The sequence below is a fragment of the Flagellimonas allohymeniacidonis genome, from assembly GCF_004296335.1.
Lineage (GTDB): Bacteria > Bacteroidota > Bacteroidia > Flavobacteriales > Flavobacteriaceae > Flagellimonas > Flagellimonas allohymeniacidonis.
Window position 1 is genome coordinate 1,719,041 of sequence record NZ_SGIU01000001.1, and the last position, 26,572, is coordinate 1,745,612.

Sequence of the window (26,572 nt, forward strand, 5' to 3'; positions counted from 1 at the left end):
ATTCTTTGGGAATTGTAGTTTGTTTTGCAGAATTTTAGCGAATGCGTATAGGCATCATCATACCAGCCCATAACGAAGGTCCACATCTGGCTCAATGTTTGGATTCATTTGTCAACCAAACTATAAAACCCGATGAACTAATAGTGGTTGATGACAATTCTTCGGACGATACCCATCAAATAGCTGTCGAATATTCCCAGAAAAACTTATGGATTAAGGTTGTAAAAAGAAAATCTTCTGATGCGCATATCCCAGGCACCAAGGTGGTGCAAGCCTTTAACTATGGACTAGAACAACTATCTGAAACAGATTTGATTGGAAAGTTTGACGCCGATATTGTTTTGCCTGCCAATTATTTTGAGACAATGGTCCAACATTTTCAAGCTAATTGGAAATTAGGCATGTGCGGGGGTCTTCTTCATGTTAAGAAAAACAACCATTGGGAGTACGAGAACATTGCTGACAAATCCCACATTAGAGGTCCAATCAAGCTGTATCATAAAACATGTTTTGCTAAAATAGAGGGGCTACGATCAGGTGTTGGTTGGGACACTGTTGATGTTTTGCTTGCAAAATTCCATGATTTTGAAACCTATGTTGACCCTTCCTTACATGTAAAGCACCTACGCCCAACAGGTATGGGGTACAGTTTAAAAAAGGCACATGCCAAGGGAGAAGCTTTTTATCGAATGCGATATGGAATCGCTCTTTCCAAAATTGCCGCTTTCAAGATGGCCCTGAACGCAAAGAGTCCCAAACTATACTTCCAAATCATCTGGGGGTATTTCAAAACATTACGGCAAGGTACCCCAAGATTTGTTACTTCGGAAGAAGGGGCCTTTATTCGAAAATACCGTTGGAAGCGTATCTTTTCGAAGTTGTTCAAAGCATAAAACACCTACCTTTTCTTATTCTCTCCACATTTCTTGATTTATCAATTCAAATCCATCATCGGTCAGTTATTGTTCTTTTTTCTCGATAAAAAGAAAGATTTTACTTCCATTCATTAAAATGATATGCCCTTTTTAAAAAGGACGTCGACCTCTCAACAAATAGCAACTTGAAAACTTACTATATGAAACTTTTGAGAGACTATCGAATCTTTTTTCTTGCACTACTGACCCTTTTGGTTCATTCTTGTCAAAAAGAAAACAATACCAATATTCACACAGATGCCCAAGATGATACGGTCGAGGGCAAAACCATTGTTTTGGGAAATGAACTTTCGATTCCCTACACCACGGAGAACATGCAAACAGCCTTTGACAACCTCTTGTTCAACTTGAAGAGCAAATCAAAAAAAAGCGCGTTGGCCAAAACTTTCAAGGTTGAAAAAGAAATTGAAGTGGTTCCGTCCCATTACTACTATCGTTTTTTGCCCAAGGACAGCCTTGAACATGAAATGATCACCCAAGACACCATTCTTCAAGTATCCAATGTTCCTTTACATTACGAAATCAAGGAAGAAGGCGATTTCTATGATGACCCAGAATTGGAAGGTGATGAAAATCCTAGTGCACTCTCCTACCTCTATGCTGTAGTTCCCTATAACTATGAAGTACCCGGAAATGTGCATAAGGAACGTTTGGACAACTTCTACTTTGCCCCAGAGATGGATGATAAAGAAGCAATGGAAGAAGGCGAAATTGAAGTAAAACTACCCCGAAACAAAACCACTAGGGACATCCTGACCGTGGATGAAAGCGGGGAGGTCTTCGAGTATTTGGAATTGGAGGCTCTAAAACTGACCAACAATTTGGAAGCGGATGAACTGGCAATACTACGATTTTATTTACCCAACGATTCTACTGCAACTACGTACAGTTATGCAGAGGCAGCTCAGTTGGGTTATGAACAAAGAGACCTGATCATTGATTTGACCTCAGTAGAGACGATGTTAGAACAGGAAGCATTGGCCGGTCGCCGTGGATGGACACCAAGTGGACGAATTACCGTTTATGAAGATGTAGTGAACAAAACAGTTGGTGTAATGGCCGCAGAAGTCAAAGTACGGAAATGGGGCCTTGTGGTCATTCGTAGGGCACGCACAGACCGAAATGGCAACTTTAGAACGTGAAGAACTCGAACTAAACGGGTAAAATATGCTGTTCATTTTAACAGTACCAGAAGATTTCGAATTATGGCAGGCTCCATCTTTATCCGAGCCAAGCACCGAGGCACCCGAAGGTACAAGAGAAAGGCATGGAAGCAACATTTCTCATATGGTAGAAGCAAGTTCTATGCTTTGGTGCATAATGCCGCCTACGATTTTTACGATAGGGCTGTACGCAAGTTTGGTATTCACCATCCCAACCAAAGTTGGTTGCGGATAAGTGCACGATACTATGGTGAACTAGCTGACTCAAGACATAATGACTTAAATATCAATGGGGGTTTTGCTTGGGTTCCTTTGTTAGGGTGGAAGTCTGAAATACAAGTAGGTCGTTTATCCCAAGGAAAATATGAAGGCAGTGATAAAATCTATGGCATTGTAGCACATGAAATGGCGCACGCCAGTCATTACCGAATGGATAGGTATTTCTTTCTTAATGTTCGTTTTTTAACTTTAAAAAATCGTTGTAAAATGCGTACAATATCTGAAAGCTGGGCTGAGGGAGTAGAGACGGTTGTTACAAATGATAGATTCCAACAACTCAGTAATAACTATAAAGCATCACCAAGCACTACATCTCCTTCAGTAGGCAATTTTTATAATTCCAGATTTCAAGCTTTACAATATCCATCTATTAGTGAATATACACCTATAGTAGCAGATCTGAGCGATAGCTTTAACCAAAGAACAATAAACGGTAGTTCAAACAAAAATAGACCCGACGACCGTGTACATGGTTATACATTGAATCAAATCCAAAGAGCCTTAAAAACTAGTAGAAGTTCACACGATTGGAAGGAAAGACTAAAGAGTTTATATAACAACTCCACCGAACACTTGGTTGATGCGCTCTTTAACGAATATATGTACGATAGATGCCAATAATATGAAGAGAATCTTTTTTACCGCAATCCCCGTCCTTTTTATTTGTTGCTCAGAAACTACTGAAGATATTTACTTCACCCTTTACAATGACACCGATAAAATTGTCTCTCTAAGGGCATTTGCAAGAGATGAAAATATACTAGTAGATAAAATCAATTTGCCCCCCTTTTCACAACATATCCAAAAACAACGTATTGGTTTTAGTGACACTCAAAGTAGGGCCTTTTATTCAGGGTACGGAGTAGATTCCGTTAGGGTTATATTTAATAGGGCAAAAGTTGCCATTTACACTGCCTATGCCGGAGAAAACATCAATCTTGAAATAATATATGGGGATAATCGGGAGTACCATATAACAAATAAAGATTTTTCCAAAGCAATGGACTGCAGCAATGATTGCGAATAACCAAAACCACTGCCTAAAGGCTCAAAGGTCAAACTTCCCGTATGACTCAATGGTTATAAGAAAGCTTAAAAATCGTACACTTCTGCTCAACCGAAGTATTTGTAGACGAGCTGTTCGGAGTCTATATGTTTGATAATTGCAGATAAGAGATGTTAGATGAAAAAGTATATTATTGTCTCGATACTTTCCATTATGCCCATGGCTTGTGGCATAATTGAAGATACCTCCGAGGAAACAGTCACCTATACTTACATTTTAAAAAATGAGACTGGAATTGCTTTACAAATTATCAGTGATTTTGGTAGAATAGAATTGATTTCCAACGGTAACTCATTCCAATGTGAAACAATTGCCAATCCCGGTTATGTGGGGGGGCTTTGTTCAGGTGAACTTGAGATTCGTATTCCCGACTCTAATAAAGGATATCGTTGCTTTGGTTTAGGTTCCGAATCAATAGGGTTATGTTTTGTTGAAGACAGAGGACTCTTCACTATATCAAACTACACCGTTTTTAAAGAAATCGACACCCGAACGTATGAATATATACTAACCCCAGAACTTATTGAGAATGCTTTTGAGTTACCTGATTAGAAAGGAAAAAACTATTCCAAAACCTCTCCTATCGGCTCTCCTGTAGTTCCATTGGGAAAGGCGATTCCCAGCAATGTTGAAATAGTGGGAGCAATATCAGGAATTTCCGTTCGGTCCGCTGTACTGCCCTTTTTGATGCCCTTTCCAAAGAACAACAGTGGCACATGGGTATCATAGATCATTGGTGTGCCATGGGTCGAACCTGTAGATCGGTACGTAGCAAATCCTGGTCTTGCGACAAACAGAACATCCCCCGAACGTTTTTGGTTGTATCCTTTTTGTAGGATGTATGGGATACCTTTTTTATAATTGTTTTGCCACATTTGATATCCGGTAAATACGTGGCCAATGTTTTCATACCTCAACAATTCCATGGCAATTTCCTCTTGGGCATCATCCAAATCAATGTCAAGATTTGCGATGACCTTATGGTCCAAAAAAATCTGATAGTTTGATATGTTTTTTACAATATCCGTAGTGCCATAACGGTATTTCAAAAACTCAGTAAACTTGGTTTTCATGCCATCCATGTCCATATACCCTGCTGGAATTTTTTCATCCTTCAAATAAGCGGGAACATTGATTGCGCCATGGTCTGCCGTCAAAAACACCGTATACTGACCTACCCCTACTTTTTGGTCCAAAGTGACCAAAATACGTTCTAGGTCCAAATCAAGGCGTAGATACGTGTCCTGAATCTCCTTGGAATTCACACCGTACTTATGCCCAATGTAATCGGTGCTGGAGAAACTAATTGCCAAAAAATCTGTGATGTTGTCAGTTCCCAAACCTTCTTTATCCAGAGCTTCTAGAGCAAAGTCGGCGGTAATGCTATTGCCATATGGCGTGTATTTCAATATTTCAAAATCTTTCTCTTTGCTTAAAAGGTTAGGTGTGGCATGAGGAAAAACTGGACTTGCCTCATCCTCAAAAGGAGTTTCATAGGTATTGTTGTCCGTCCCGCTTTCCACATAAAGACTGATATCCTTCAAAGTGTTCCAGGCTTTTTTGTAATCTTTTATTTTGTTGGACGCATTGAAATCAATAACCCAGTTAGGAAGTTGTTGCATATAATAACTACTACTCACCCATTTCCCAACATTATCTCCTTCAAACCAATAGGCGGCATTGGCCATATGCCCTCCAGGGAGAACGGCTCCTCTATCCTTAAGGGCCACAGCGATAACCTTGGCTCGCTTTTGTGTATGCAGGCGCAACTGGTCAGTGATGGTCGTACTAAGCATTCGATGTGGGGACATCTTACCTACATCCGAAGTTGTACCAATAGAAGCATAGGAATCATCCCCAGCGCAATAGACCTCCTTATCCTGCACTTTGTCATACCAACTGTTTCCGATAATCCCATGGGTGGCCGGAGTGGTACCCGTATACACTGAGGCGTGCCCTGGTCCTGTACTGGTGGGCGCATAATTAAAATGATGGTTCTTGCAGTTAAATCCTTCTCGTACCATACGCTTAAATCCTCCTTCTCCATAGTGGTTCCAAAATCGTGTGAGGTAATCGTAACGCATTTGGTCCACAACAATACCAACGACCAGTTTGGGGTTTTGGGTAATTTCCACGGGTGGCTGGACCTCCAATTTCTTCTTGTTGCGTTGGCCCAAGGCTGAAAAAAAAACAAGGACAGAAACCAGTAGTGCTAAAAGGGTAGTCTTACTCATCGGATATGTTTAGTCTATATTTCACAAAGCTATTCAATATTGGCATTTAATAATTTAATTGAAGGTTAAATACAAAGCAATATTCTTACTTTTATCGCTGGAAGTCTATTTTTAGCGCATGAATTACCTTGAAGCGATTGGGAAATACTTCATTATGGTTTGGGAAGTATTTAAGAAACCCACCAAATGGCCAATCATGAGGTCGTTGATATTTAAGGAAATCGATGAACTTATTTTCGGATCTCTAGGTATTATCATTTTCATTTCCTTCTTTATCGGCGGAGTGGTCACCATTCAAACAGCATTGAATTTGAACAGCCCCCTTATTCCCAAAAGTTTGATAGGGTTTGCAACACGTCAATCGGTGATTTTGGAATTTGCGCCAACCTTCACCTCTATTATCATGGCCGGTAAGGTAGGCTCCTATATCACTTCGAGCATTGGGACGATGAAGGTTACCGAACAGATTGATGCCCTTGAGGTGATGGGGGTGAATTCATTGAATTATCTTGTTTTTCCAAAGATAATTGCCATGCTGATGTACCCATTTGCGGTTGCAATTGCCATGTACATTGGCATTTTGGGCGGATGGATTGCAGGAGCTTTTGGAGGTTATGCTCCCAGTGGGGAATTCGTTAAGGGGCTTCAGCTCGATTTCATTCCGTTTCATGTTACCTATGCTTTTATCAAAACGGTGGTTTTTGCCTTTGTTATTGCGACTATCCCCTCTTTTCATGGTTTTTATATGAAAGGTGGTGCCCTTGAAGTTGGAAAGGCAAGTACCACTTCCTTCGTATGGACCAGTGTGGTCATAATAATATTGAACTATATTCTCACTCAACTCCTCTTGGGCTAATGATTCAGGTAGAAAACGTACATAAATCTTTTGGAGATGCCCATGTGCTCAAGGGAATAACCACCCAATTTGAACAGGGAAAGACCAATTTGGTCATTGGGCAAAGTGGTTCGGGGAAGACGGTTTTTTTAAAGTGCCTTTTGGGTCTTTTTGAACCCGAACAAGGCACCATTACCTACAACGGACAGGTATATTCTGAGCTCACTATCAATCAGCGTCGAGACCTTCGTCAAGAAATGGGAATGGTCTTTCAAGGTAGTGCACTGTTCGACTCCATGACAGTTGAGGGCAACGTGATGTTCCCTTTGGAGATGTTTACCAAACAGACCAAGGCTGAAATGAAAGACAGGGTCGATTTTGTTTTGGAGCGGGTAAACTTGGTAGATGCCCATCAGAAGTTCCCTTCGGAAATCTCCGGAGGTATGAAAAAAAGAGTGGCCATAGCACGGGCCATTGTCATGAATCCAAAATATTTGTTCTGTGATGAACCCAATTCAGGATTAGATCCGAAAACGGCAATCCTTATCGATAACCTGATACAAGAAATCACCAAAGAGTACAACATTACCACGGTGATCAATACCCACGACATGAACTCTGTTATGGAGATTGGCGAAAAAATCATTTTCCTTAAAAATGGGTTCAAAGAATGGGAAGGTACCAACAAGGAAATTTTCAAAACTGACAATGAGGCGGTGACCAATTTTGTTTATTCCTCGGAGCTTTTCAAAAAAGTACGTCAAATGTACATTGAGGAGCGTAACTGATTAAGGGATCACCTCTTTCACAACTACCGTGGAGTCTTGCAAACGAACCTTCAACCATTTAGTAATTTTCTGTAGGTCGGAATTCTTTTCATTTTGTCGAACCCCATCTTTCCACTTTAATTCAAATACCGGAAGCGTGTCTAGTTTTTTGAAATCGGTAAGCATTTGATACGAAAAACCAACACCGGTCACATTTTGATAGTTGGCCCGTAGCTCTGCGCTAATATTTTGAAAGGGAATCTGTTTTGAGGCGCTTTTGGTAAGGTCGGCCACAGTCTGCTCCAACAGCCGTATTTGTTCGTCTTTGTTTAGTAGTTCGGCCTTATTCTTTTCGTAAAGCTCACTCACATAGTTAAATTTCTCCTCAGAATCGTCCCTGCCACCTTGCAGTATCCTAAACTCAGCATCCTTCAATCTCGAGAACTCGTTTTTTTGCACCCGCCACGTATTGATCACGTTTTCAGGAATCAACTCGTCCCCCATGCACACCAATTCTATTAACGGGGTACCACCTTCAACGAACTCAATCTTTGTCAGGTTGTCCACATACCTTCCTGAAGAAGTGAACTGATATACTTCAATAGTTTCTTTCAGGAATTCTTGGGCCTGTTTCTTAAAAAGGGATTCTTGAAATACGTTGTAAAAGGTAATTCCTGCAGGAATCATCACCAGAATACCGGTAATCGAAGCTACCCTGGCGATAAATCTTCTCCGCTGCGAATTTGCATAGCGGACCATGGGAAATCGAAGGAATTTGATAACCAAAAAAGTAGCGAGTCCAATAAAAATAGTGTTGATAGTAAACAAATACATGGCCCCGGCGGCATACCAAGGCTTACCTATCGCCAAGCCAAAACCTACTGTACATAAGGGTGGCATAAGTGCAGTGGCAATGGCAACTCCAAATATGACACTGGCAATGGTTCCCTTTTTTGCTCGGGCGATCACCAAGGCGAGTCCTCCGAAAAAGGCAATTAAAACATCGCGGATATCCGGCTTGGTGCGAGCTAAAAGTTCGGAAGATTCATCCCGTAGAGGAAACAGATAGAAAAACAAAAAAGCCGTTACCACACTCAGCACGACCATCACTGCAAAATTCTTCAGCGACCTTCTTAGCGTGTCAATGTCGTTAATGGCCAGAGACATGCCCATTCCTAAAATAGGACCCATCAAAGGGGATATTAACATGGCTCCAATAACTACAGCAGTAGAATTGGCATTAAGACCAACGGAGGCTATAAAAATGGAACAGACCAAAATCCAAGAAGTGTGCCCCTTAAAAGGAATATCGGCGATGATGGATTCCTTGGTCGCCGTAGCATCCGTATTGCTTCGGATTTCCAAGAGTTCGGATAAAAATCTCCGAACGCTGCCCAGCAGCCCCTTAAAATCTCTTTTTACATCATCCCCACTATCCTGATTCGGCTTGGGGTCTTCCGCGAACAAATTTTCACTCATATTTAGGTGTATTGCTCCCCAAACTGCTCTTTTACCTCACCCAACACTTTTTTAATATCCTGCTGTTTGGACTTTGGATAAATCAGAAGTACTTCTTCCTTATCCACAATAATATAATCTTCCAACCCATCAACCACAACGATTTTGTCTTTTGCTGTTCGAATCATATTGCCTTTTGCATTATTCAAAAGGATTCTACTGTTCACAACAGCATTTTTGTTGTCATCTTTATCCAACTTTTCATATAGGGCGCCCCAGGTTCCTAGGTCGTTCCAGTCAAAAGTGGCGGGTAGGGTAAAAATGGATTGGGATTGTTCCAAGATAGCATAATCAATGGAGATGTTCTCTGCCTTTGCATAATTTTCTTGTATGAAAGTGGCCTCATCCGAAGTATTATAACAAGCGATTCCTTGCTCGAACAACTCATATTGACTTGGCTGGTATGTTTTGAATGCATTTACGATAGTCTCCACGCTCCACATAAAAATACCGGCATTCCAAAGAAAATTGCCTTGCTCCAAGAACTCCCTTGCTGTTTCGTAATCGGGTTTCTCCCTAAATTGGGACACCTTTTTGAGTTGGGCGTCACTTTCTTTCTCGTACTCTATATAACCAAAGCCGGTATTGGGAAATGTAGGGCGAATGCCAAGAGTACAAAGCACCGACTCGCTGGTACATTTGTCAAAACAAGCTTTTACATCCTGTTCAAAGGCCTGCTCATCTTCAATCCAATGGTCACTTGGAGCCACTACAATCACCGCATTGGGATTCATTTTTTGAATCTTCAGTGAGGCATATAAAATACATGGGGAGGTGTTGCGCATTGCAGGTTCCAAAACAACCTGATTTTGTTTCACCAAGGGCAATTGCTCAAGAACCAAATCATTATAGCGCTCGTTGGTAAGAATGAGAATATTCTCTGAAGGTATAAACTTGTTGAGTCGGTCGAAGGTTTTTTGAATCAGGGTTTTTCCTGAGCCCAACATATCATGGAACTGTTTAGGGTAAGAAGAGGTGCTCACCGGCCAAAATCGAGATCCCACACCCCCAGCCATTAATACGGCGTAATAGTTTTTATTCATTCCCATCCTTATTTTATGAGTTCCACTTCTGCGTTAGGCTGAAACAAATATACCTTGCCTGTAGCCAATTCGATACATTCGTAGCGTTTTATTCTTTTTTTTCCTTTTTGAAATAGTTTACCATTGTACAATCGAAAAGTACTGCCCGCTGGAAGCTCAAAAACATAAGATTTTCCTTCTTCTTGTTTCGGGTCAAAGGTTTTTAAAGCTATGGATAATCTGGCATCGGTACTGCTGCTAGCCTTTGGATTTTTGAAATGATTGGCCAAAATGGGCAACAGTTGCGATGGAAAAATTTCAGGCCTAATAAACGGAATCATAAGGTGTTGAAAAGTACGCTTCCATTCAATACCATGGGGTTTTATACGTCGTCCGTAGCGTTCAAAGGCCACTAAATGGGCAATCTCATGAATCAATGTAATCAGAAAACGGTATTGGTTTAGGGATGCATTAACTGTGATTTGATGACCTCCATTAGGCATTTTTCGATAATCCCCATGCCGTGTTACCCTATGGTTTACAATTTTTAGGTGGACGCCAAACTCTTGAATCAGTTCAAAACAAGGTTGCGCTGCTCTTTCTGGGAGATATTTTTGTAAAGTGGAATTCACTTATACAAAGTTAAGCTTTTGTTCAAGGTGTGCTATTGCTCACTTGAAGCAGTTTTCCGTTGTACAATTGATGCCCGTTCAAAGCAAAGTCCTTTATGTAAGTCGCCATTTGAACAGCGGTTACGGGAGCTTGATAACCAGGGAACGCCTCGGCCAGCATTTCAGTCTGTACTGCCCCTAGGGCCAAGACATTAAAACTAGGACCTGTTTCCTTGAATTCCTCGGCCCAGAGCTCGGTCATGGTGATAACAGCACCTTTACTGGAACTATAGGCCGACAAACCAGGAAACTTAACACTGCCCTGAACCCCTCCCATTGAACTGATGGTGACCACATGACCTTCCTTACCCATCATGGGCAAAACGGTTTTGGTCATCTCTGCCACACCAAAAACATTGACTTTGTAAACGGCTTCAAATTCTTTGGCTGTAGTCTCCAAAAAAGGCTTGTTTAACAACCTTCCTGCATTGTTTATCAAAACGTCAACCGATTTCCAAGATGAAATGGCCTCTTCTACCTTGGTAAAGTCCTGTGGATTTCCCAAATCAAAAGAAAAAGTAGTCACGTTTGGCAAATTCAAGGCTTCGATTGGTTTTTCATTCCGTGATAGGGCTAAAACCTGGTGCCCTTCTTCTGCGAATCGCTTTACCAATTCAAAACCTATACCCCTACTTGTACCCGTTATGATAACATTTGCCATGGAGAATCCGGTTCTTGATTTTTGAACTTTATTAGTTAACCTTAACCTCTTTTTCTGGTGAATTGGCAATACCTTCCAGCACTGGAATCAACTTGTTCACCACATTGGCCATGTGATCAAAATCCATAATATCCGATTCATCCCCAACTCTGTGATAGTAGTCAAAATTGGTAAAATCAAAAGTGCAGAAAGTATGGGAAGGCACTCCAAATTCCGTATGAAAAGGATAATTGTCAGATCGTTGGAAAAGGTTGTAGTCTTTGGCGGTTCGCAAAAACCCAACGAGATTTTCGTCGGCATATTTGTTGCTCACTTCTGCCAAATTTGATTTCTCATACCCTGTGATATAAATCAAATAATCTCTTCCTTTAAGTGGCACGCCCGTCATCTCAAAATTCAACATCGCATAAAGGTTCAGGTTATTTTCCTTCATGTTTCTGGCCATATGCTTGGAGCCCAAAAGTCCTTTTTCTTCCGCGCTGAAAAGCGCAAAAATTAAGCTTCGCCTGTTGGTTTTTTTGGTTCCGAAATAGCGTGCCAATTCCAATACTGTTGAAGTACCGGAAGCATTGTCGTTAGCCCCATTGGCTATAGCATCACCATTTTCAGCCTTGATTATCCCTATATGATCATAGTGGGCACCTATTAAAATATACTCGTTTTTTAGGTCTGGGTCTGAGCCCTCAACCATTCCCACGATGTTGTATGACGTTTTTTTATAGTTGGCCAAAGTATCACGAAAGGATTCATAATAAGGAGCCAAACCGTAGGATCTAAAATAATTTTCGGCGTACTTGGCGGCCATTTCAATGCCTTCGCTCCCGGAATCACGCCCTTTTAAATCATCGGATGCTAGAAAATTCATCATTTCTCCAATACGGGATTCACTTGTAAAAAAAAGAGTTTCCAAGGGTGCCTCATTGATGCTGGAAACCTCACCCACCTGAATCTTTACCCCATCAGGTCCAGAAGGTGGCGGAGGTGTGTTTTGAGTTACCAATCTAGAGGAACCACAGCTAAACAATAGCAAAGTTCCCAGCGTGAAAAGAAGTTTTCTCATATAGTATGTATTGAAGTTTTTAAAGATAAAAAAAGCATCCTTAAAAGGATGCTTAGTTTCATGTTTTACCAAAGATGAAGCTTATGCCAGCATAGTCACAGGATTCTCCAAGTAAGCCCTTAGCGTTTGAAGAAACTGTGCTCCCGTTGCTCCGTCAACCGTTCTGTGATCGCAGGCCAAGGTGACCTTCATAGTACTTCCTGGCACAATTTCGCCATTTTTCACTACGGGTTTTTCCACAATGGCCCCTACGGAAAGAATGGCCGAATTGGGCTGGTTGATAATCGAAGTAAACTCCAAAATTCCAAACATCCCCAAATTCGAGACCGTAAAAGTGCTACCTTCCATCTCGTCCGGTTTTATTTTTTTGGTTCTTGCTCTTCCTGCAAGGTCTTTTACCGCCGCTCCTATTTGCGTGAGACTTAATTGATCAGTAAATTTTAATACGGGCACTACAAGTCCTTCATCAACGGCAACCGCAACGCCCATATGCACATGGTGTTTATAAATCGTAGAATCACCGTTCCAAGTAGTATTTACCTGAGGATGCTTTTTCAATGCCATGGCACAGGCTTTCAAAACCATATCGTTGAACGATACTTTAGTATCTGGCAAACTATTGATTTGAGCACGGGAAGCCTTGGCGTTATCCATATCCACCTCAATGGTTAAATAATAATGGGGTGCCGAAAACTTGGATTCTCCCAATCGTTTGGCAATCACCTTTCGCATGGTGGAATTTTTCACTTCCTCCATGCTTTCTTCACCAACTGGTAATGTGATTGGTGCCATTAGAGTAGCCTCGGATGGAGCAGAAGACTCACTAACTTTAGTGGGTTCAGCTACTTTTTGTGTCGGCTGATAGTTTTCAACATCTCGTTTTACAATTCTCCCATGGTCTCCGGAACCTTGGACGTCGGCCAAATTGATTCCTTTGTCACTGGCTATTTTTTTCGCAAGTGGAGAAGCGAATATTCTCTGTCCGTTCTGACTAACTTCAGCCTCAACGGCCTGAACCTCTTCTGTCTTAGAACTTTCTTGAGTGGCCACAGGTGCACTTTCTGCGGCATCACTTTTGGTTGATGCACTGAGCACAGCACTAACATCTGTACCCGCAGGACCTATCACAGCAAGTACATCATCCACGGGGGCTGATTCTCCTTCTTGAATTCCTATATGCAAAAGTGTACCGGAGTAAAAGGATTCAAACTCCATGGTTGCTTTATCTGTTTCGATTTCAGCAAGAATATCCCCTTCTTCAATAGTATCTCCGACTTTCTTCAACCAACTCGCCACGGTACCTTCCTCCATAGTATCACTAAGCCGGGGCATGGTGATGATTTCAACACCTTCCGGAATCTCAGCTTTTTCGGTTGGAGCAGCTACGGGAGCAGCAGCAACCTCCTCGGTCTTCGCGGGCTCCTCGACAACTTCGGGAGCATTTCCTCCTCCATTTAATAAAGCCGAAATATCTTCCCCTTCATTTCCGATAATGGCTAGAAGAGAATCTACCGGTGCTCCTTCACCTTCCTGTATACCGATATGAAGAAGTGTTCCTTCATGGAAGGACTCAAACTCCATAGTCGCCTTATCGGTTTCAATTTCAGCAAGAATATCTCCTTCCTCAATTTTATCTCCCACCTTTTTGAGCCATTTTGCCACGGTACCTTCTTCCATGGTGTCGCTCAGTCGAGGCATGTTGATTACTTCTGCCATTTACCTATAGTTTATGTTGTAAAAATGGATAGTCTTCTTGTTCGTAAACCATGTCATATAATTGCTGCACAGGAGGGAAATCGGATTCTTCCGCGAACTTCTCACATTCAGAAACTAAATCCTTCACCCTTTTGTCCATCACCTTGATTTCCTCTTCCGTGGCATACCCTTTTTCCAAGATCACATCTTTGACTTGGGTGATTGGGTCTATTTTTTTGTATTCTTCCACCTCTTCCTTGGTTCGGTAGTGCTGCGCATCAGACATTGAATGTCCTCGGTAACGATAGGTTTTCATTTCCAGGAATGTGGGCCCACCACCTGTTCTTGCCCTTTCAACCGCTTTATCAACTTCCTTGGCCACAATCGCTGGATCCATCCCATCCACATCGGTACAGGGCATTTCATATCCCAGTCCCAGTTTCCATATTTCTGTGGAGTAAGATGTTCTTGCTACGGAAGTCCCCATAGCATAACCGTTATTCTCACATATAAAAACCACAGGAAGCTGCCACAACATGGCCAGGTTGAAAGCTTCGTGTAACGAACCTTGTCTTACCGCACCGTCACCCATGTAGCAAAGAGTCACTGCATCCCGTTTAAAATATTTGTCTGCAAATGCAAGACCTGCACCTAAAGGAATCTGTCCTCCAACAATACCATGTCCTCCATAAAAACGATGTTCTTTGGAGAAGATGTGCATGGAACCACCCATACCTTTTGAGGTACCTGTGACCTTCCCGAAGAGTTCCGCCATTACCTTACGGGGATCAACGCCCATACCAATGGGTTGAACATGGTTTCGATATGCTGTGATCATACGATCTTTCGAAAGGTCCATGGCGTGCAACGAACCTGCCAAAACAGCTTCTTGACCATTATATAAATGGAGAAAACCTCTAACTTTTTGTTGAATATATACAGCGGCCAATTTGTCCTCGAACTTTCTCCAGAACAACATGTCCTCATACCATTTTAAGTAAACTTCTTTGGTGATTTTTTTCATTAACGGTCGAATTAATTGATTTTCTCCGGTTCAAGAGAAAAGCAAAAATACATATATATCTGTTTTGTAAAAAGAATTGTTTTTTAAGAATCCCCTAAAAATGAATTGCCAAAAGCCAAAGGCAAAATATCGGCCATTGAGGAACATTTAAAAATAGGCCCTTTTTCCGCTTGAAGCAATATGGCAATGGGCGATTCTTGACGTTGTTCGTACTCCATAATGGACTGCCTACAGTTGCCACAGGGAGCGGCAGGAACGTCAACCACATGGTTTTTTGACGCAGCGCTTATGGCTATTGAAATAATGCGTACGCCTGGGAACCTTGCCCCGGCTTGAAAAACCGCAACACGCTCGGCGCATAGTCCAGAAGGATAGGAGGCATTTTCTTGATTATTTCCGATGACCACTTCCCCATTTTCCAGAAGCAGTGCTGCTCCAACTTGAAAATTTGAGTAAGGCGCGTAGGCATCTTTGCGGGCAGAGATGGCAGTTTCCAGTAATTGCTTGTCAGAGGAAGATAATTCATCTACATGATCATAAATGACCAATTCAAAGCCGACTTGTTTTTTTCTCATCGAGGTAGGATACTTCCCAAAAATAAGAAAACCTGTCGATGGACAGGTTTTTCTTTATATGTATCGTGTTCTTTAATCGTTGAAGTATTCTTCTCCAAAGTTGAAAGTAAGCGAGAAACGTAGGGTATTTTCTAAAGGATTTCGAACCTGGGAGGTTGAGAAAAGATAGGACAGGTCGATTTGTGCAGATTTAAATTGAAATCCTGCACCTAAAGTAAAGAACTGTCTTGCACCTTTTTCCTCACTTTCATTAAAGTATCCCCCGCGAAGCATAAAAGCTTCTTGAAAACGGTATTCCGCCCCTAAGGCCCACGTGATTTCCTTTAGTTCCTCGCTGAAACCGTCAGGTGCATCACCAAACGACTCAAAAGCGCCGCTCAAAAATCCGATTTGTTGGTATTCGTCATTGTCCTCGGCGGTGATCAATCCGTCTCCAGTAAAATCTCTTGGCGTCGGTACCAATAATTTATTGAACTCGGCATGAAGGCCCAACACGTTGTCTTGGTCAAAAATGAAATCAAATCCACCCCCGAACTTTAAGTTTGTTGGCAAGAAATTCTCTTGACCTCCCTCATCGTATTGAATTTTACCTCCCAAATTGGAAATATTGAATCCAGCTCTCCAACGACCATCAAAACTGTTGTAGGCAATTTCCCTGGAACGGAAAAAACCCGCCACATCCACGGCAAATGAATTGGCCGCTTGGGAATCTTGGGTAGCGTCTTGGAATCTTAGGTTCGAGCTAATGAATCTAGCACCAACGGCCATGGAAAAGGTTTCACTCAATTTGAGGGAATATGATCCATCCACTGCAAATTCGTTAGGTTTCACCAATGTCGCGTCCTCGTCTATGGTTTGCCGGAGTTCGATTTCCCCAAGTCCAAAATATCGAAGGCTAAAGGCAAAGGCACTTCGATCATTGACTTTATTGTAGAAACTTGCGTTTAAGAGGGAAACATCGTTTACAATGCTTTCCAAATAGGGCGTATAACTGACTCCGACTCCTGTTTTTTGGGTAGCAAAGGCATATTTAGCGGGGTTCCATTGCTGGGAGAATACATCAAAAGTGGTCGCCACTCCCATATCACCCATACCGGCTGCCCGGGCATCGGATGCTATTGTTAGGAACGGTACAGCGGTTGTAATGGCTCTCTCTTGTTGTGCACTTAGGTGGGCGACTGCTAGCAAAACCGCCACTACTAGTAACTTTTTCATTTTTTGTTTTTAGCGTTAAAAATGTTGGGGCTAAAACACCCTTAACCTTATAATATGCATGAACATATTAGAACAAAACGAGCTTTTCCTTAAATTCTTGTGAAACAACCCATTTTTTTTAAGATGATTTTTAAGAAAATAGAATCTCGATATATCAAACTGGAAATGCAAAACATCCTGAATCGTTAAATCCAGTACTCTCCATACTATTTTCCATATGCGTGCGTTAACACTACACAGACGGACATTTATATTGGTCGTTATTCTTGTAATGTTACAAAATATAATGGTCAATATTTCGTTATTAGGATTGGAAAATCAAAATCAAATTGAAGTTGCAATGGGGGTAAAACCCTGAATTTAAAAGTACTCAAGCCCAAATTATGAAAAAACATCTTATCAAAGTTGTACTTTCTTGCGCCGTTGTTCTCGGAGGAATATCGAGCTGTAAAAACTCAAAATCCTCCTCTTCAAAAAATGTTTCTAGAGCCACTGGATGGAAAATCAATGCAAAAGAAGGCGGTTTTCAATACAATTCCGATTTTAAGGAACAAGAAACCCCTCCTGGAACCGTATTTATAGAAGGTGGAACCTTTACCAAAGGTAAAGTGCAGGATGATATCATGCACGATTGGAACAACACACCTACACAGCAACACGTTCAGTCCTTTTATATGGACGAAACGGAAGTTACCAACGTAATGTACCTCGAGTATTTGGATTATTTAAAGTCGGTATATCCTCCCGAAAATCCGAATTATGCGAATATTTATAAAGGAGCCCTTCCCGATACTTTGGTATGGAGAAACAGACTGGGCTTTAACGAAACCATGACCAATAACTATTTGAGACACCCCGCTTATGCAGAGTATCCGGTGGTTGGAGTGAATTGGGTACAAGCATCACAGTACGCAGAATGGAGAACCGATAGGGTAAACGAGGTCATGTTGGAACGTGAAGGGTACTTGGCAAAAGATGCGAAATATAAAGTTTTGAATGGTGAAATAGGTGGTACTTTTAGTACCGAGGCCTATTTGAACAACCCTGAATCAGTGTACTCCGGACAAATAGATTCTTTACAAGGAAAACAAAAAAAGGATTCCATTAACACTTTTGCCAAAAGAAGCAGCGGTGTTATTATGCCAGAATACAGACTGCCCACTGAGACTGAATGGGAATATGCGGCTCAGGCCTTAATTGGTTCCCGTGAGTACAACAACTATAGAGGTAGAAAAAAATATCCATGGGAAGGTGATTACACCCGAAACGGACAACGTGTAGGGCGTGGTGACCAATTGGCCAACTTTAAGCAAGGTAAAGGTGATTACGGCGGAATTGCAGGTTGGTCCGATGATGGAGCTGACATCACTGCTGAAGTAAAGTCATACAAGCCCAACGATTTTGGTCTTTATGATATGGCCGGGAATGTTTCTGAATGGGTAGCTGACGTTTATCGTCCCATTGTGGATGATGAAATCAGTGACTTTAACTACTATCGAGGTAATATCTTTATGAAAAAGGCTATCGGTGAAGATGGAAAGGTTAAAGTACTTGGAGATCAAATAAAATATGACACCTTACCCAATGGTAAAATTGTGGCAGTGAACCTTCCAGGTGAGATTGAAATGGTTCCTGTTGAAGAAGAAGATACCTATTTGAGAACAAATTTCGATTCGAGTGATAATAGAGGATACCGTGATGGCGATCCAGGTTCATCAAGATTCTTTGAACGTTTCAGTGATGAGGCCGACAATCGCAAAATGTATGATTCTCCTAAGCACAAAGTTGAAAGAGATTCTACAGGAAAGCTGGTCCGTCAATATGATACTTCCAATTACAGAACTTCATTGATCAATGACGAGGTTCGTGTATATAAAGGAGGATCATGGAGAGACCGTGCGTTCTGGTTAGATCCTGCACAAAGAAGGTATATGCCACAGTATATGGCCACGGACGATATCGGTTTCCGATGCGCCATGTCAAGAGTTGGCTCTAAATCGAAGACCAAGAACAAGACTATCCGCCATAAAAAAGCGCGATAATACACTACAAAAGAGTATTTCTGGCCCCGACATTCCGTCGGGGCTTTTTTTTATCTTCGGGGCATGAATTTAGAACAGCTTCATCAACTTTTTCTCGAGCATCCCACAGTTAGTACAGATACAAGGAAAATCACTCCAGATTGCCTGTTTTTTGCTTTAAAAGGACCCAACTTTAATGGAAATGAGTTTGCTTCGGAAGCCCTAAAAAAGGGAGCCGCCTACGCTGTAGTGGATGAGAAGAAATACAAGACTTCCAAACAGCACATTCTCGTGGAGGATGTTCTAGAAAGCCTTCAAAAGCTTTCCACATTCCACAGGAACTATTGCAATGCAAAAATCATCGCCTTAACGGGAAGTAACGGGAAAACGACTACCAAAGAGCTCATTTATGCCGTGCTTTCAAAAAAATATAATACCATAGCCACCCAAGGCAATCTGAACAATCATATCGGTGTCCCCTTGACCCTATTATCAATCAAAGAAGATACCGAAATAGCTGTTGTGGAGATGGGTGCCAACCACCAGAAGGAAATTGCATTTTTGAGTTCCATTGCACAACCCGATTTTGGATACATCACCAACTTTGGAAAAGCCCATTTAGAAGGTTTTGGTGGTGTTGAAGGGGTCATTAAGGGGAAAAGCGAGCTTTATGACCACCTTATGGCCCATGATGAGCACATTTTTATGAATGCCGATGATCCTATTCAGCTTCAAAAATTGGAATCCTATGTAAAGAAAATAGGCTACAGTACCGAAAAGCACGAGTATTACACTATTAAATTTTTAGGTGCCAAACCTTTTGTTTCCTTGGAATTCGAAGGAACCAGGGCTAACACCCAGCTGGTTGGTGACTATAACTTTTCCAATTGTTGTGTTGCTGTTTTGATAGGCAAATACTTCAATGTCCCCGTGGAAGACTTAAAAACAGCCCTTGAATCCTATGTACCTGACAATAATCGATCTCAAATAATCGATAAAAATGGGATTAAGGTAGTATTGGATGCTTATAACGCAAATCCGACCAGTATGCGTGCTGCGGTGGAAAACTTCAAAAACATGGAGTGGCCCAGTCCTATTCTTGTTTTGGGGGATATGTTCGAATTGGGCGAATCAGCGGCCATGGAACATCAAAGTATTGCTGACCTGTTAGCCTCTAAAGGGTTCGAACGGGTTTTTTTGGTGGGAGAAAATTTCTATGGCACCCAAAGTGGGTTTATGCGTTTTAAAACTTTTGATGATTTCAAAATCTACTTGGAAAGTAATCCGATAACAACAGGCAATATCCTGATTAAGGGCTCACGTGGCATGGCTCTCGAGCGCACCTTGGATTTGCTTTGAATCAATAACGGAATCTTAAATTTTTCAAAAACTTGCTGGTTTCCAACCCATAACTTGAAATTATCCGGACGTTCCTTCGACCCATTGCATAACAAATCAATAAAGAGATGGAACGAAACATTATCATTTTTGATGGAGAATGCAATCTTTGCAATGGGGTGGTTCACTGGTTATTAAAGTCCGCACCGCAGGAAACTTTTCAATTTGTTCCCTTTCAGTCCCCTTACGGACAGCAAATCCTTCAGGTCCATGGTTTTCCATTAAACCAATTGGAGACCGTTATCCTTCTTGCCAACGAAAAGGTTTTCACCCACTCTGAGGGTTTCTTGAGAATACTATCTCAAATCCCTAAATGGAATTCCATTTCCAAACCTCTTCTTTGGGTGCCCCAATTTTTAAGGGATGGTATTTACAAATTGGCAGCGAAAAATCGTGTGCAATGGTTTGGCAAATCCAGAATTTGCTCTGTGAATTTTTCATAAAACTTCTTCCCCTTCTTTTTTTAGATAAATCTTATGACAAACGTCATTTTCGAGCATTGAATGTAAAGTTACATTTGAGTAAATCTTTAAAATAATATCAGATGACGATTGATATCCAATATCAGAAAATGCAAGAGAGTGAATCTTTAAATACCATCTTAATCCGAAAATTGGATAAGTTGGCCAAAAAATATGAGTGGATCATAAAGGCCAACGTGCTCTTCAAGCTCAGCAATGACAAAACAGGAAGGGATAAAATCTGTGAAATAGAACTCAGCGCACCTGGACCCAGAATCTTTGCAAAGTCCGTAATGGATGATTTTGAAAAGGCCTTGGTGGAGACCGTTCATGACCTTGACCGCCAATTGCAAAAGCGTCAAGAACAGTTTAAGACGTATTGATGAAATAAGCATAGATATTACAAAAAGAAATAGGGGCAATTGCCCCTATTTTTATTTCCCCTTGGCATTATTGCCAAGGAAGATTTCTAGGTGGTTGTTACTTTCTAAACCATAAGCATCTGCAATCTTGCCAAAGCGATCAATTCAGCCTTATTCTTACCATAGGCTGCATTGGCAATGGCATTGGCCGTATCCAGAATCAAAACCTTTATATATGAATTGAACTTGTCTTCGTGTGCTTTATAAAACGCCTCAAAGTCTTCATAGCTTGATTTAGCATCTTTCTCATACTCCAAAAGCCAATCGAAGACGGTCTCAATTTGAAAAGCGGCATCTTCCCCATATTCGTCCACCATTTCATCCACATCGAGCCAGTACTTTCGAATAAAGCTCTTAAGCTTGTCCAATTCCTTCGCATGGACACTTTTATCAGCACAGGCAATGGAATAAAACAGCTTGCCCAAACTCTGATAAAACTCGTTTCCAATAATCTGTGATTGTACCATCCGTACCGTATTTTATGTATCTATATTTCAAAAATAAATGAGAAGCATCCCGCATCACATGACATTTATCAACTTTGGATACTAGGAAATAAGATTTTCATAATGAAATTGCTTCCGTAGAATGTTGGTGCTTCGTATTTTTAAGGCTAATGTTTTGAGAATAGCAATTTGAAACAAGTCTTTGGTTTTTCATTTCTTGAATCATCACAAAAATAACCTTGGACAACCTTTTTGGGAGTCTTTAATTTGGATTCGGCATCGACAAAAAAATACAGGTTTTTAGAGAGAATAGCGATATGTTCCGTCTTTTGGCGGAAGGTGTATCGGAAGGTATCATTGTGGTGAACAACAAACAGCAGATTGTTGCCACCAATTCGGCGACCGATCAAATGTTCGGCTACGCCAAGGAAGAGTTGGTTGGGCAATCCTTGAATATTTTGATTCCTTCAAAATACCATCATGCCCATGGTGGTCATTTCAAAGATTTTCTTGCTAAAAGTGGAAAGCGAAAAATGGCAGAGGGACGAGAGCTCTACGGTGCGCGAAAAAACGGTGAGGAATTTCCCATTGAAGCCGGTCTCAATCCGTTCCCATTATCCGGTAGCACCTATATCATGGCCCTGGTCATGGATGTATCCTCTAGAAAAGCCATCGAAGAAGATCTCAAGCTTAAGAGCAAGGCACTCAGTTCGGCAATTAATGGAATCATCATAACCGACGCCCAGCAAGAGGACAATCCGGTTGTTTATGTAAACTCAGCTTTTGAGGAACTTACGGGTTATGCCAGAGAGGAAATATTGAATCGCAATCTAAGATTCTTACAAGGAGAAGATCGTAATCAAAAAAGTATAGAAGAACTGCGAAATGCAGTCAAAAATGGGGAAAGCTGTGAAGTCGAGATTCGAAACTATCGCAAAGATGGGACACTTTGGTGGAATAAACTGTCCATTACCCCCTTAAAGGATTCCAACAATAGTGTTACCCACTTCATAGGCATCCAAAACGATATTACTGAGCGAATTGAGGCCGAAGAGGAGCGTAACCATTGGAATAAAATTTTTGAAGAGTCGCTCAATGAAATATACGTTCTGGATGCCAAGACCCTTCGATTCATTAGCGCCAACCAAGGTGCACAGAACAATCTGGGGTATTCCCTACAAGAACTACAGCAACTTACGCCTTTGGATTTAAAACCGGAGTACAACAAAGCTTCTTTCAAAAAGCTGATAGCCCCATTATACAGTAAGGACAGGGGTAAAGTACAGTTTGAAACCATCCATTTGCGGAAAGATGGCTCAACATACCCTATAGAGGTCCACTTTCAAATTTCAAGTATTGGGAACAAAAGTGTAATTATTTCCATTATTCTCGATATCACAGACCGGAAGAACTATACAGAGCGGCTGGAACGGACAGTTGAGGAACGAACAAAACAACTTCGCCAAGCATTGGAAAAAGAAAAGGAACTCAATGAACTTAAAACGCGTTTTCTTTCCCTAGTATCCCATGAATTTAAAACCCCATTGAGCAGTATTCTTACCTCGACCACCCTGCTAACCAAGTACACCCAAGAGGAACAACAGCCAAAAAGGGACAAGCATATTTCCACAATCCGGAATAAAGTGAAGTATTTGGACAATATTCTGAACGATTTTCTGTCCATCGAAAGATTGGAGACTGGAAAAGTAAAATATAATCTAGTAGAATTTCCGCTGAGCAAAATAATCAACCAAGTCATTTACGACGCCAATTTGTTACTGAAGACAGGGCAGACCATCAATTATCCCGAAAATATAGATGATGTCATGATTACGTTCGATGAGAAAATATTTGAATTGGTGCTTTCAAACCTCATCCATAATGCGATTAAATATTCGCCAGAAAATACCAAGATAGATATTCAGGTAAAAGAAACCGGCTATGCACTTCAATTAAAAGTGATAGATCAAGGCATTGGTATCCCCAAAGAGGAGCAAAAGTTCATTTTTAATCGGTATTTTAGAGCAAACAATGCACTGCTTAACCAAGGCACGGGAATCGGGCTTAACATAGCGAAACAGCATCTTGAAAATCTTGGGGGCAACATCACATTCGAGAGCGAGGAAAACAAAGGCAGTACCTTTACTATTGAAATCCCCATAATTGTTGAAGAAAAAGTCAATACATGAAAACCATATTGTTGATTGAGGATGATTTGGCCTTACGGGAAAACACCGCTGAATTGCTGGAGTTGAGCGATTATCTGGTTTATTCCGCTTCCAATGGTAAGATTGGCATTCAACTGGCCAAGGAAAAACAACCCGATATTGTTGTTTGTGACATTATGATGCCCGAAGTGGATGGCTATGGCGTATTAGAGGCTCTTTCTTCAGATGAATCCACCAAATACATCCCCTTTATTTTTCTCTCCGCAAAAACAGAACACAAGGAAATTCGAAAAGGAATGGACCTTGGGGCAGACGATTATTTGACCAAACCTTTTGAGGAGGAAGACTTGCTCAGCGCCATTGAAAGCAGATTGGCCAAAGCCGAAATCCTGAAACAAATGTCTGAGGGCACACCAACCGGTAACGGGGAAAATCAGGAAATGCGAACCCTTAATGAGTTAAAGAACTTTTTTGATGATAATGGGGAAGTATTGCAATTCGATAAAGGCAAAATCATTTATCTAGAAGGAGCGCATTCCAATAAAATTTATCTGGTTTTAAAAGGGGTCGTTAAGTGTCATAAAATGGATGAGGATGGTAAAGAGCTCATAACTGAACTACATCCTGCCGACAATTTTTTAGGGTTTTCTTCCTTTATGGAAAACATCCCCTATCAAGAATCGGCCACTGCCGTGGAACCCACCGAACTTGCGGCCATTTCCAAAACGGATTTAAAAAATATTCTACAAAAAAACCATACCGTTTCCCTGGAACTGATGGAGCTGTTATCAGGTAATATAACAGACATCAAGGAACAGCTTTTGCAAATGGCCTATAGCTCTGTCCGGAAAAAAACGGCTCAAACCCTCTTACAATTTGCTGAAATTCTCGATAAGAAAATTGAGGAGCCCATTAAAATATCGAGAAGTGACCTGGCCAGTGTGGCTGGAATTGCTACTGAAAGTCTTATTCGCACCTTATCCGGATTCAAAAAAGAAGGACTTATTGATATTGAAGGTAGGAACATTCGGATTCTGCAACTAGAACAACTTCAATTTGTACATTAACTTTTCAGTTTTATGATTTTCGTCATAATTCAATAAATCCACCGGGGCTATTTTTAACCCCGTGTTGAATTATCCGATTAAGAATATCTTGGTTCCAGTGGATTTCTCCGAGAATTCATGGAATGCATTGTGCTATGCCGCTGAGCTTTTCAAACAAGTGCGGTGTGATTTTTATGTCCTTCATGTTGCAGATTTGCGTGAAATGGAAATCGATGCTGCACGATTATTCTCCATACCCAAAAGTTTCCAAAAAGCAGAAAAAGTCGATAAAAAAGTATTGATGACCGCTTTTTTGACTAAGGCAAGTCATCATCTTAGGAACAAAAAACATCGTTTTTTTTCACAAATAGAGCATGGAAGTTTAATAGACTCCGTAAAAAAACAGTTGTCCGAAAAGAACATCGACCTTATTACTATGGGCACCCGAGGTACTGGCACATTAAAAAACAAGGTTATTGGAAGCAATGCAGGGGCCATAATTACACGAATTCGTTGTAATACCTTGGTTGTTCCCGAAATGGCCAAGTTCTATTCTCTTAAAAACATTACGTTTCCAACAGATTTCAATATTTTCTATACCCCCAGAATCCTTAAAAGCCTATCGGAAATACTTGATTTGAACAAAAGTAATCTCGGTGTTGTCCACTTTGCCAATGGCAAGGGTGAGGAAAACTTTACTGAGGACCAAACCAACACCAAGGCCTTTCTTTTGGATTACCTCGATGAAGTCCACCCCGGACGAAATAGCTATCAGGTGGTTCGCAATAAAAAGATGATCAATGCCATTCAGGATTTTGTAAAAGAGGAGAAAATTGATATGATAGCCATCATTGCCAGAAACCTGAACTTCCTTCAGCAGTTATTTTTTGATTCCCGTGTAGAACGCATAAGTTTTCATACCACTGTGCCTATGTTCATCATTCATGAGTAGGTTACCTTACTCCCAAGAATGACCAATATCATGGTGTAATTTCGATTCTTCCGATACTTTTAAAACCATTCAAAGTGGAAAGTAATGAAGAAGGTTTTAATACCCACAGATTTCTCTAAAAACGCCGATCATGCTGTCGATTATGCTCTTAATCTGTACCGATGTGAGCGTACCCATTTTTATTTTCTGCATGCCTATGCAGATCAAGCTTATGAACTTGGAAAGTCCAAATCAAAATCCGAAATGGACAGTATTGGGAAAGCGTTGCATGACCAAACCACTGCCGCCCTAGAAAAGACCGTTGAAAGGATAACGGATCCGCTGCCCAATCCGAGACACCACTATGAGGTAGTAGCGGTTTTTGATGCCTTGGTGGATGCCATCAACGATTTGGTAGAACATGAGAACATCGATTTGGTGATAATGGGAACCCAAGGAGCCACCGGTAGCAAAAATGTTTCGGTTGGGAGCAATACCGTACAGGTTTTCAAATATGTGAAATGCCCCGTATTGGCCATTCCGGAAGGGTACGTCTACCATGAACCCAAAAATATTCTCTTCCCGACGGATTATCAACTTCCCTTTAAAAGAAGGGAATTAAAGCTTCTGGATGATATGGCAGGGTTCTTCAAATCGAAGATACACTGCATCTATTTTACAAAGTTTGATACCCTTTCCCATCGACAAAGCGACAATAAGCTTTTCTTGGAGAAATCCTTATCAAGAGCCTATCTCTCCTTTGGACAGGAGGACGATGTTAACGTGCTGGATGGAATCGCCAAATATCGAGCGAACAATGAGGTGGACATGATTGTGATTATCAACTCGCGCAATTCCTTTTTGGAGAATATGTTGTTTAGAACCACTGTCGATAAAATGGGGTTGAGAACCGACATCCCCCTTTTGGTGATGCAAAATGTTTATAGGTAATTAAATAG

The 26,572-nt window shown here is 41.2% G+C and carries 26 protein-coding genes; 15 read left to right on the forward strand and 11 right to left on the reverse strand.

Annotated features, from left to right (window positions below; translation table 11 throughout):
* Positions 1 to 41: 41 nt before the first annotated feature.
* From EW142_RS07965 to EW142_RS07985, 5 genes are all read left to right on the forward strand, one after another.
* A complete protein-coding gene (locus tag EW142_RS07965; protein ID WP_130612146.1) occupies positions 42 to 893 on the forward strand; it encodes a glycosyltransferase family 2 protein in 852 nt (283 codons plus the stop codon).
* Positions 894 to 1,075: 182 nt separating this feature from the next.
* On the forward strand, positions 1,076 to 2,077 hold the full coding sequence (locus EW142_RS07970; RefSeq protein WP_130612149.1) for a hypothetical protein: 1,002 nt from the start codon (positions 1,076 to 1,078) through the stop codon (positions 2,075 to 2,077).
* 63 nt (positions 2,078 to 2,140) lie between these two features.
* Positions 2,141 to 2,998: a hypothetical protein gene (locus EW142_RS07975; protein WP_130612152.1), complete on the forward strand. Its 858-nt coding sequence runs from the start codon at positions 2,141 to 2,143 to the stop codon at positions 2,996 to 2,998.
* 1 nt (position 2,999) lies between these two features.
* Positions 3,000 to 3,404 (forward strand): hypothetical protein, encoded by a 405-nt coding sequence (locus EW142_RS07980; protein ID WP_130612155.1) that lies wholly within the window; start codon positions 3,000 to 3,002, stop codon positions 3,402 to 3,404.
* Between the two features lie 156 nt (positions 3,405 to 3,560).
* A complete protein-coding gene (locus EW142_RS07985; protein WP_130612157.1) occupies positions 3,561 to 3,995 on the forward strand; it encodes a hypothetical protein in 435 nt (144 codons plus the stop codon).
* 11 nt (positions 3,996 to 4,006) lie between these two features.
* On the opposite strand, the gene pafA is transcribed toward EW142_RS07985, so the two are convergent.
* On the reverse strand, positions 4,007 to 5,677 hold the full coding sequence (pafA, locus tag EW142_RS07990) for an alkaline phosphatase PafA (protein ID WP_130612160.1): 1,671 nt from the start codon (positions 5,675 to 5,677) through the stop codon (positions 4,007 to 4,009).
* A gap of 118 nt (positions 5,678 to 5,795) precedes the next feature.
* Here pafA and EW142_RS07995 point away from each other — a divergent pair, with 118 nt between their 5' ends.
* Complete coding sequence (locus EW142_RS07995) at positions 5,796 to 6,533, forward strand: MlaE family ABC transporter permease (RefSeq protein WP_130612163.1); 738 nt, start codon at positions 5,796 to 5,798, stop codon at positions 6,531 to 6,533.
* Positions 6,533 to 7,300, forward strand: a complete 768-nt coding sequence (locus tag EW142_RS08000; RefSeq protein ID WP_130612166.1) for an ABC transporter ATP-binding protein — start codon at positions 6,533 to 6,535, stop codon at positions 7,298 to 7,300. Before EW142_RS07995 ends, EW142_RS08000 begins: the two co-directional genes overlap by 1 nt.
* Here EW142_RS08000 and EW142_RS08005 read toward each other — a convergent pair whose 3' ends face one another.
* From EW142_RS08005 to porV, 9 genes are all read right to left on the reverse strand, one after another.
* Positions 7,301 to 8,758: a DUF389 domain-containing protein gene (locus EW142_RS08005; RefSeq protein ID WP_130612168.1), complete on the reverse strand. Its 1,458-nt coding sequence runs from the start codon at positions 8,756 to 8,758 to the stop codon at positions 7,301 to 7,303. It lies immediately after the preceding gene.
* A gap of 2 nt (positions 8,759 to 8,760) precedes the next feature.
* Complete coding sequence (locus EW142_RS08010) at positions 8,761 to 9,840, reverse strand: mannose-1-phosphate guanylyltransferase (RefSeq protein WP_130612171.1); 1,080 nt, start codon at positions 9,838 to 9,840, stop codon at positions 8,761 to 8,763.
* A gap of 8 nt (positions 9,841 to 9,848) precedes the next feature.
* Positions 9,849 to 10,451, reverse strand: coding sequence for a SprT-like domain-containing protein (locus EW142_RS08015; RefSeq protein WP_130612174.1), 603 nt, complete (start codon positions 10,449 to 10,451; stop codon positions 9,849 to 9,851).
* A gap of 22 nt (positions 10,452 to 10,473) precedes the next feature.
* Entirely contained in the window at positions 10,474 to 11,151 is a 678-nt protein-coding gene (locus EW142_RS08020) for an SDR family NAD(P)-dependent oxidoreductase (RefSeq protein WP_130612177.1), read from the reverse strand.
* Positions 11,152 to 11,182: 31 nt separating this feature from the next.
* Positions 11,183 to 12,211, reverse strand: a complete 1,029-nt coding sequence (locus tag EW142_RS08025) for a M28 family metallopeptidase (protein WP_130612180.1) — start codon at positions 12,209 to 12,211, stop codon at positions 11,183 to 11,185.
* An 81-nt stretch (positions 12,212 to 12,292) separates the two neighbouring features.
* Positions 12,293 to 13,927: a pyruvate dehydrogenase complex dihydrolipoamide acetyltransferase gene (locus tag EW142_RS08030; protein ID WP_130612183.1), complete on the reverse strand. Its 1,635-nt coding sequence runs from the start codon at positions 13,925 to 13,927 to the stop codon at positions 12,293 to 12,295.
* Between the two features lie 4 nt (positions 13,928 to 13,931).
* A complete protein-coding gene (gene pdhA / locus EW142_RS08035; RefSeq protein ID WP_130612186.1) occupies positions 13,932 to 14,930 on the reverse strand; it encodes a pyruvate dehydrogenase (acetyl-transferring) E1 component subunit alpha in 999 nt (332 codons plus the stop codon).
* Positions 14,931 to 15,013: 83 nt separating this feature from the next.
* Positions 15,014 to 15,505 (reverse strand): cytidine deaminase, encoded by a 492-nt coding sequence (gene cdd / locus EW142_RS08040; RefSeq protein WP_130612189.1) that lies wholly within the window; start codon positions 15,503 to 15,505, stop codon positions 15,014 to 15,016.
* Positions 15,506 to 15,577: 72 nt separating this feature from the next.
* Entirely contained in the window at positions 15,578 to 16,720 is a 1,143-nt protein-coding gene (gene porV, locus EW142_RS08045) for a type IX secretion system outer membrane channel protein PorV (RefSeq protein WP_130612192.1), read from the reverse strand.
* A 383-nt stretch (positions 16,721 to 17,103) separates the two neighbouring features.
* Between porV and gldJ the strand changes: the two genes are divergently transcribed.
* The 4 genes from gldJ (at position 17,104) to EW142_RS08065 (ending at position 20,983) form a co-directional block, all read left to right on the forward strand.
* On the forward strand, positions 17,104 to 18,762 hold the full coding sequence (gene gldJ / locus EW142_RS08050) for a gliding motility lipoprotein GldJ (protein ID WP_130612195.1): 1,659 nt from the start codon (positions 17,104 to 17,106) through the stop codon (positions 18,760 to 18,762).
* A gap of 63 nt (positions 18,763 to 18,825) precedes the next feature.
* Entirely contained in the window at positions 18,826 to 20,100 is a 1,275-nt protein-coding gene (locus tag EW142_RS08055; protein WP_130612198.1) for a UDP-N-acetylmuramoyl-tripeptide--D-alanyl-D-alanine ligase, read from the forward strand.
* A 107-nt stretch (positions 20,101 to 20,207) separates the two neighbouring features.
* Entirely contained in the window at positions 20,208 to 20,582 is a 375-nt protein-coding gene (locus tag EW142_RS08060) for a thiol-disulfide oxidoreductase DCC family protein (protein WP_130612201.1), read from the forward strand.
* 101 nt (positions 20,583 to 20,683) lie between these two features.
* Complete coding sequence (locus EW142_RS08065) at positions 20,684 to 20,983, forward strand: HPF/RaiA family ribosome-associated protein (RefSeq protein WP_130612203.1); 300 nt, start codon at positions 20,684 to 20,686, stop codon at positions 20,981 to 20,983.
* 104 nt (positions 20,984 to 21,087) lie between these two features.
* Here EW142_RS08065 and EW142_RS08070 read toward each other — a convergent pair whose 3' ends face one another.
* Positions 21,088 to 21,489: a hypothetical protein gene (locus tag EW142_RS08070; protein ID WP_130612206.1), complete on the reverse strand. Its 402-nt coding sequence runs from the start codon at positions 21,487 to 21,489 to the stop codon at positions 21,088 to 21,090.
* 269 nt (positions 21,490 to 21,758) lie between these two features.
* Here EW142_RS08070 and EW142_RS08075 point away from each other — a divergent pair, with 269 nt between their 5' ends.
* The 4 genes from EW142_RS08075 (at position 21,759) to EW142_RS08090 (ending at position 26,564) form a co-directional block, all read left to right on the forward strand.
* A complete protein-coding gene (locus tag EW142_RS08075) occupies positions 21,759 to 23,657 on the forward strand; it encodes a PAS domain-containing sensor histidine kinase (RefSeq protein ID WP_313790908.1) in 1,899 nt (632 codons plus the stop codon).
* Positions 23,654 to 24,703, forward strand: coding sequence for a response regulator (locus EW142_RS08080; protein WP_130612212.1), 1,050 nt, complete (start codon positions 23,654 to 23,656; stop codon positions 24,701 to 24,703). The genes EW142_RS08075 and EW142_RS08080 overlap by 4 nt, the downstream gene beginning before the upstream one ends.
* Positions 24,704 to 24,764: 61 nt before the next feature.
* On the forward strand, positions 24,765 to 25,634 hold the full coding sequence (locus EW142_RS08085; RefSeq protein ID WP_130612215.1) for a universal stress protein: 870 nt from the start codon (positions 24,765 to 24,767) through the stop codon (positions 25,632 to 25,634).
* 84 nt (positions 25,635 to 25,718) lie between these two features.
* Positions 25,719 to 26,564, forward strand: coding sequence for a universal stress protein (locus EW142_RS08090; protein WP_130612217.1), 846 nt, complete (start codon positions 25,719 to 25,721; stop codon positions 26,562 to 26,564).
* Positions 26,565 to 26,572 lie beyond the last annotated feature (8 nt).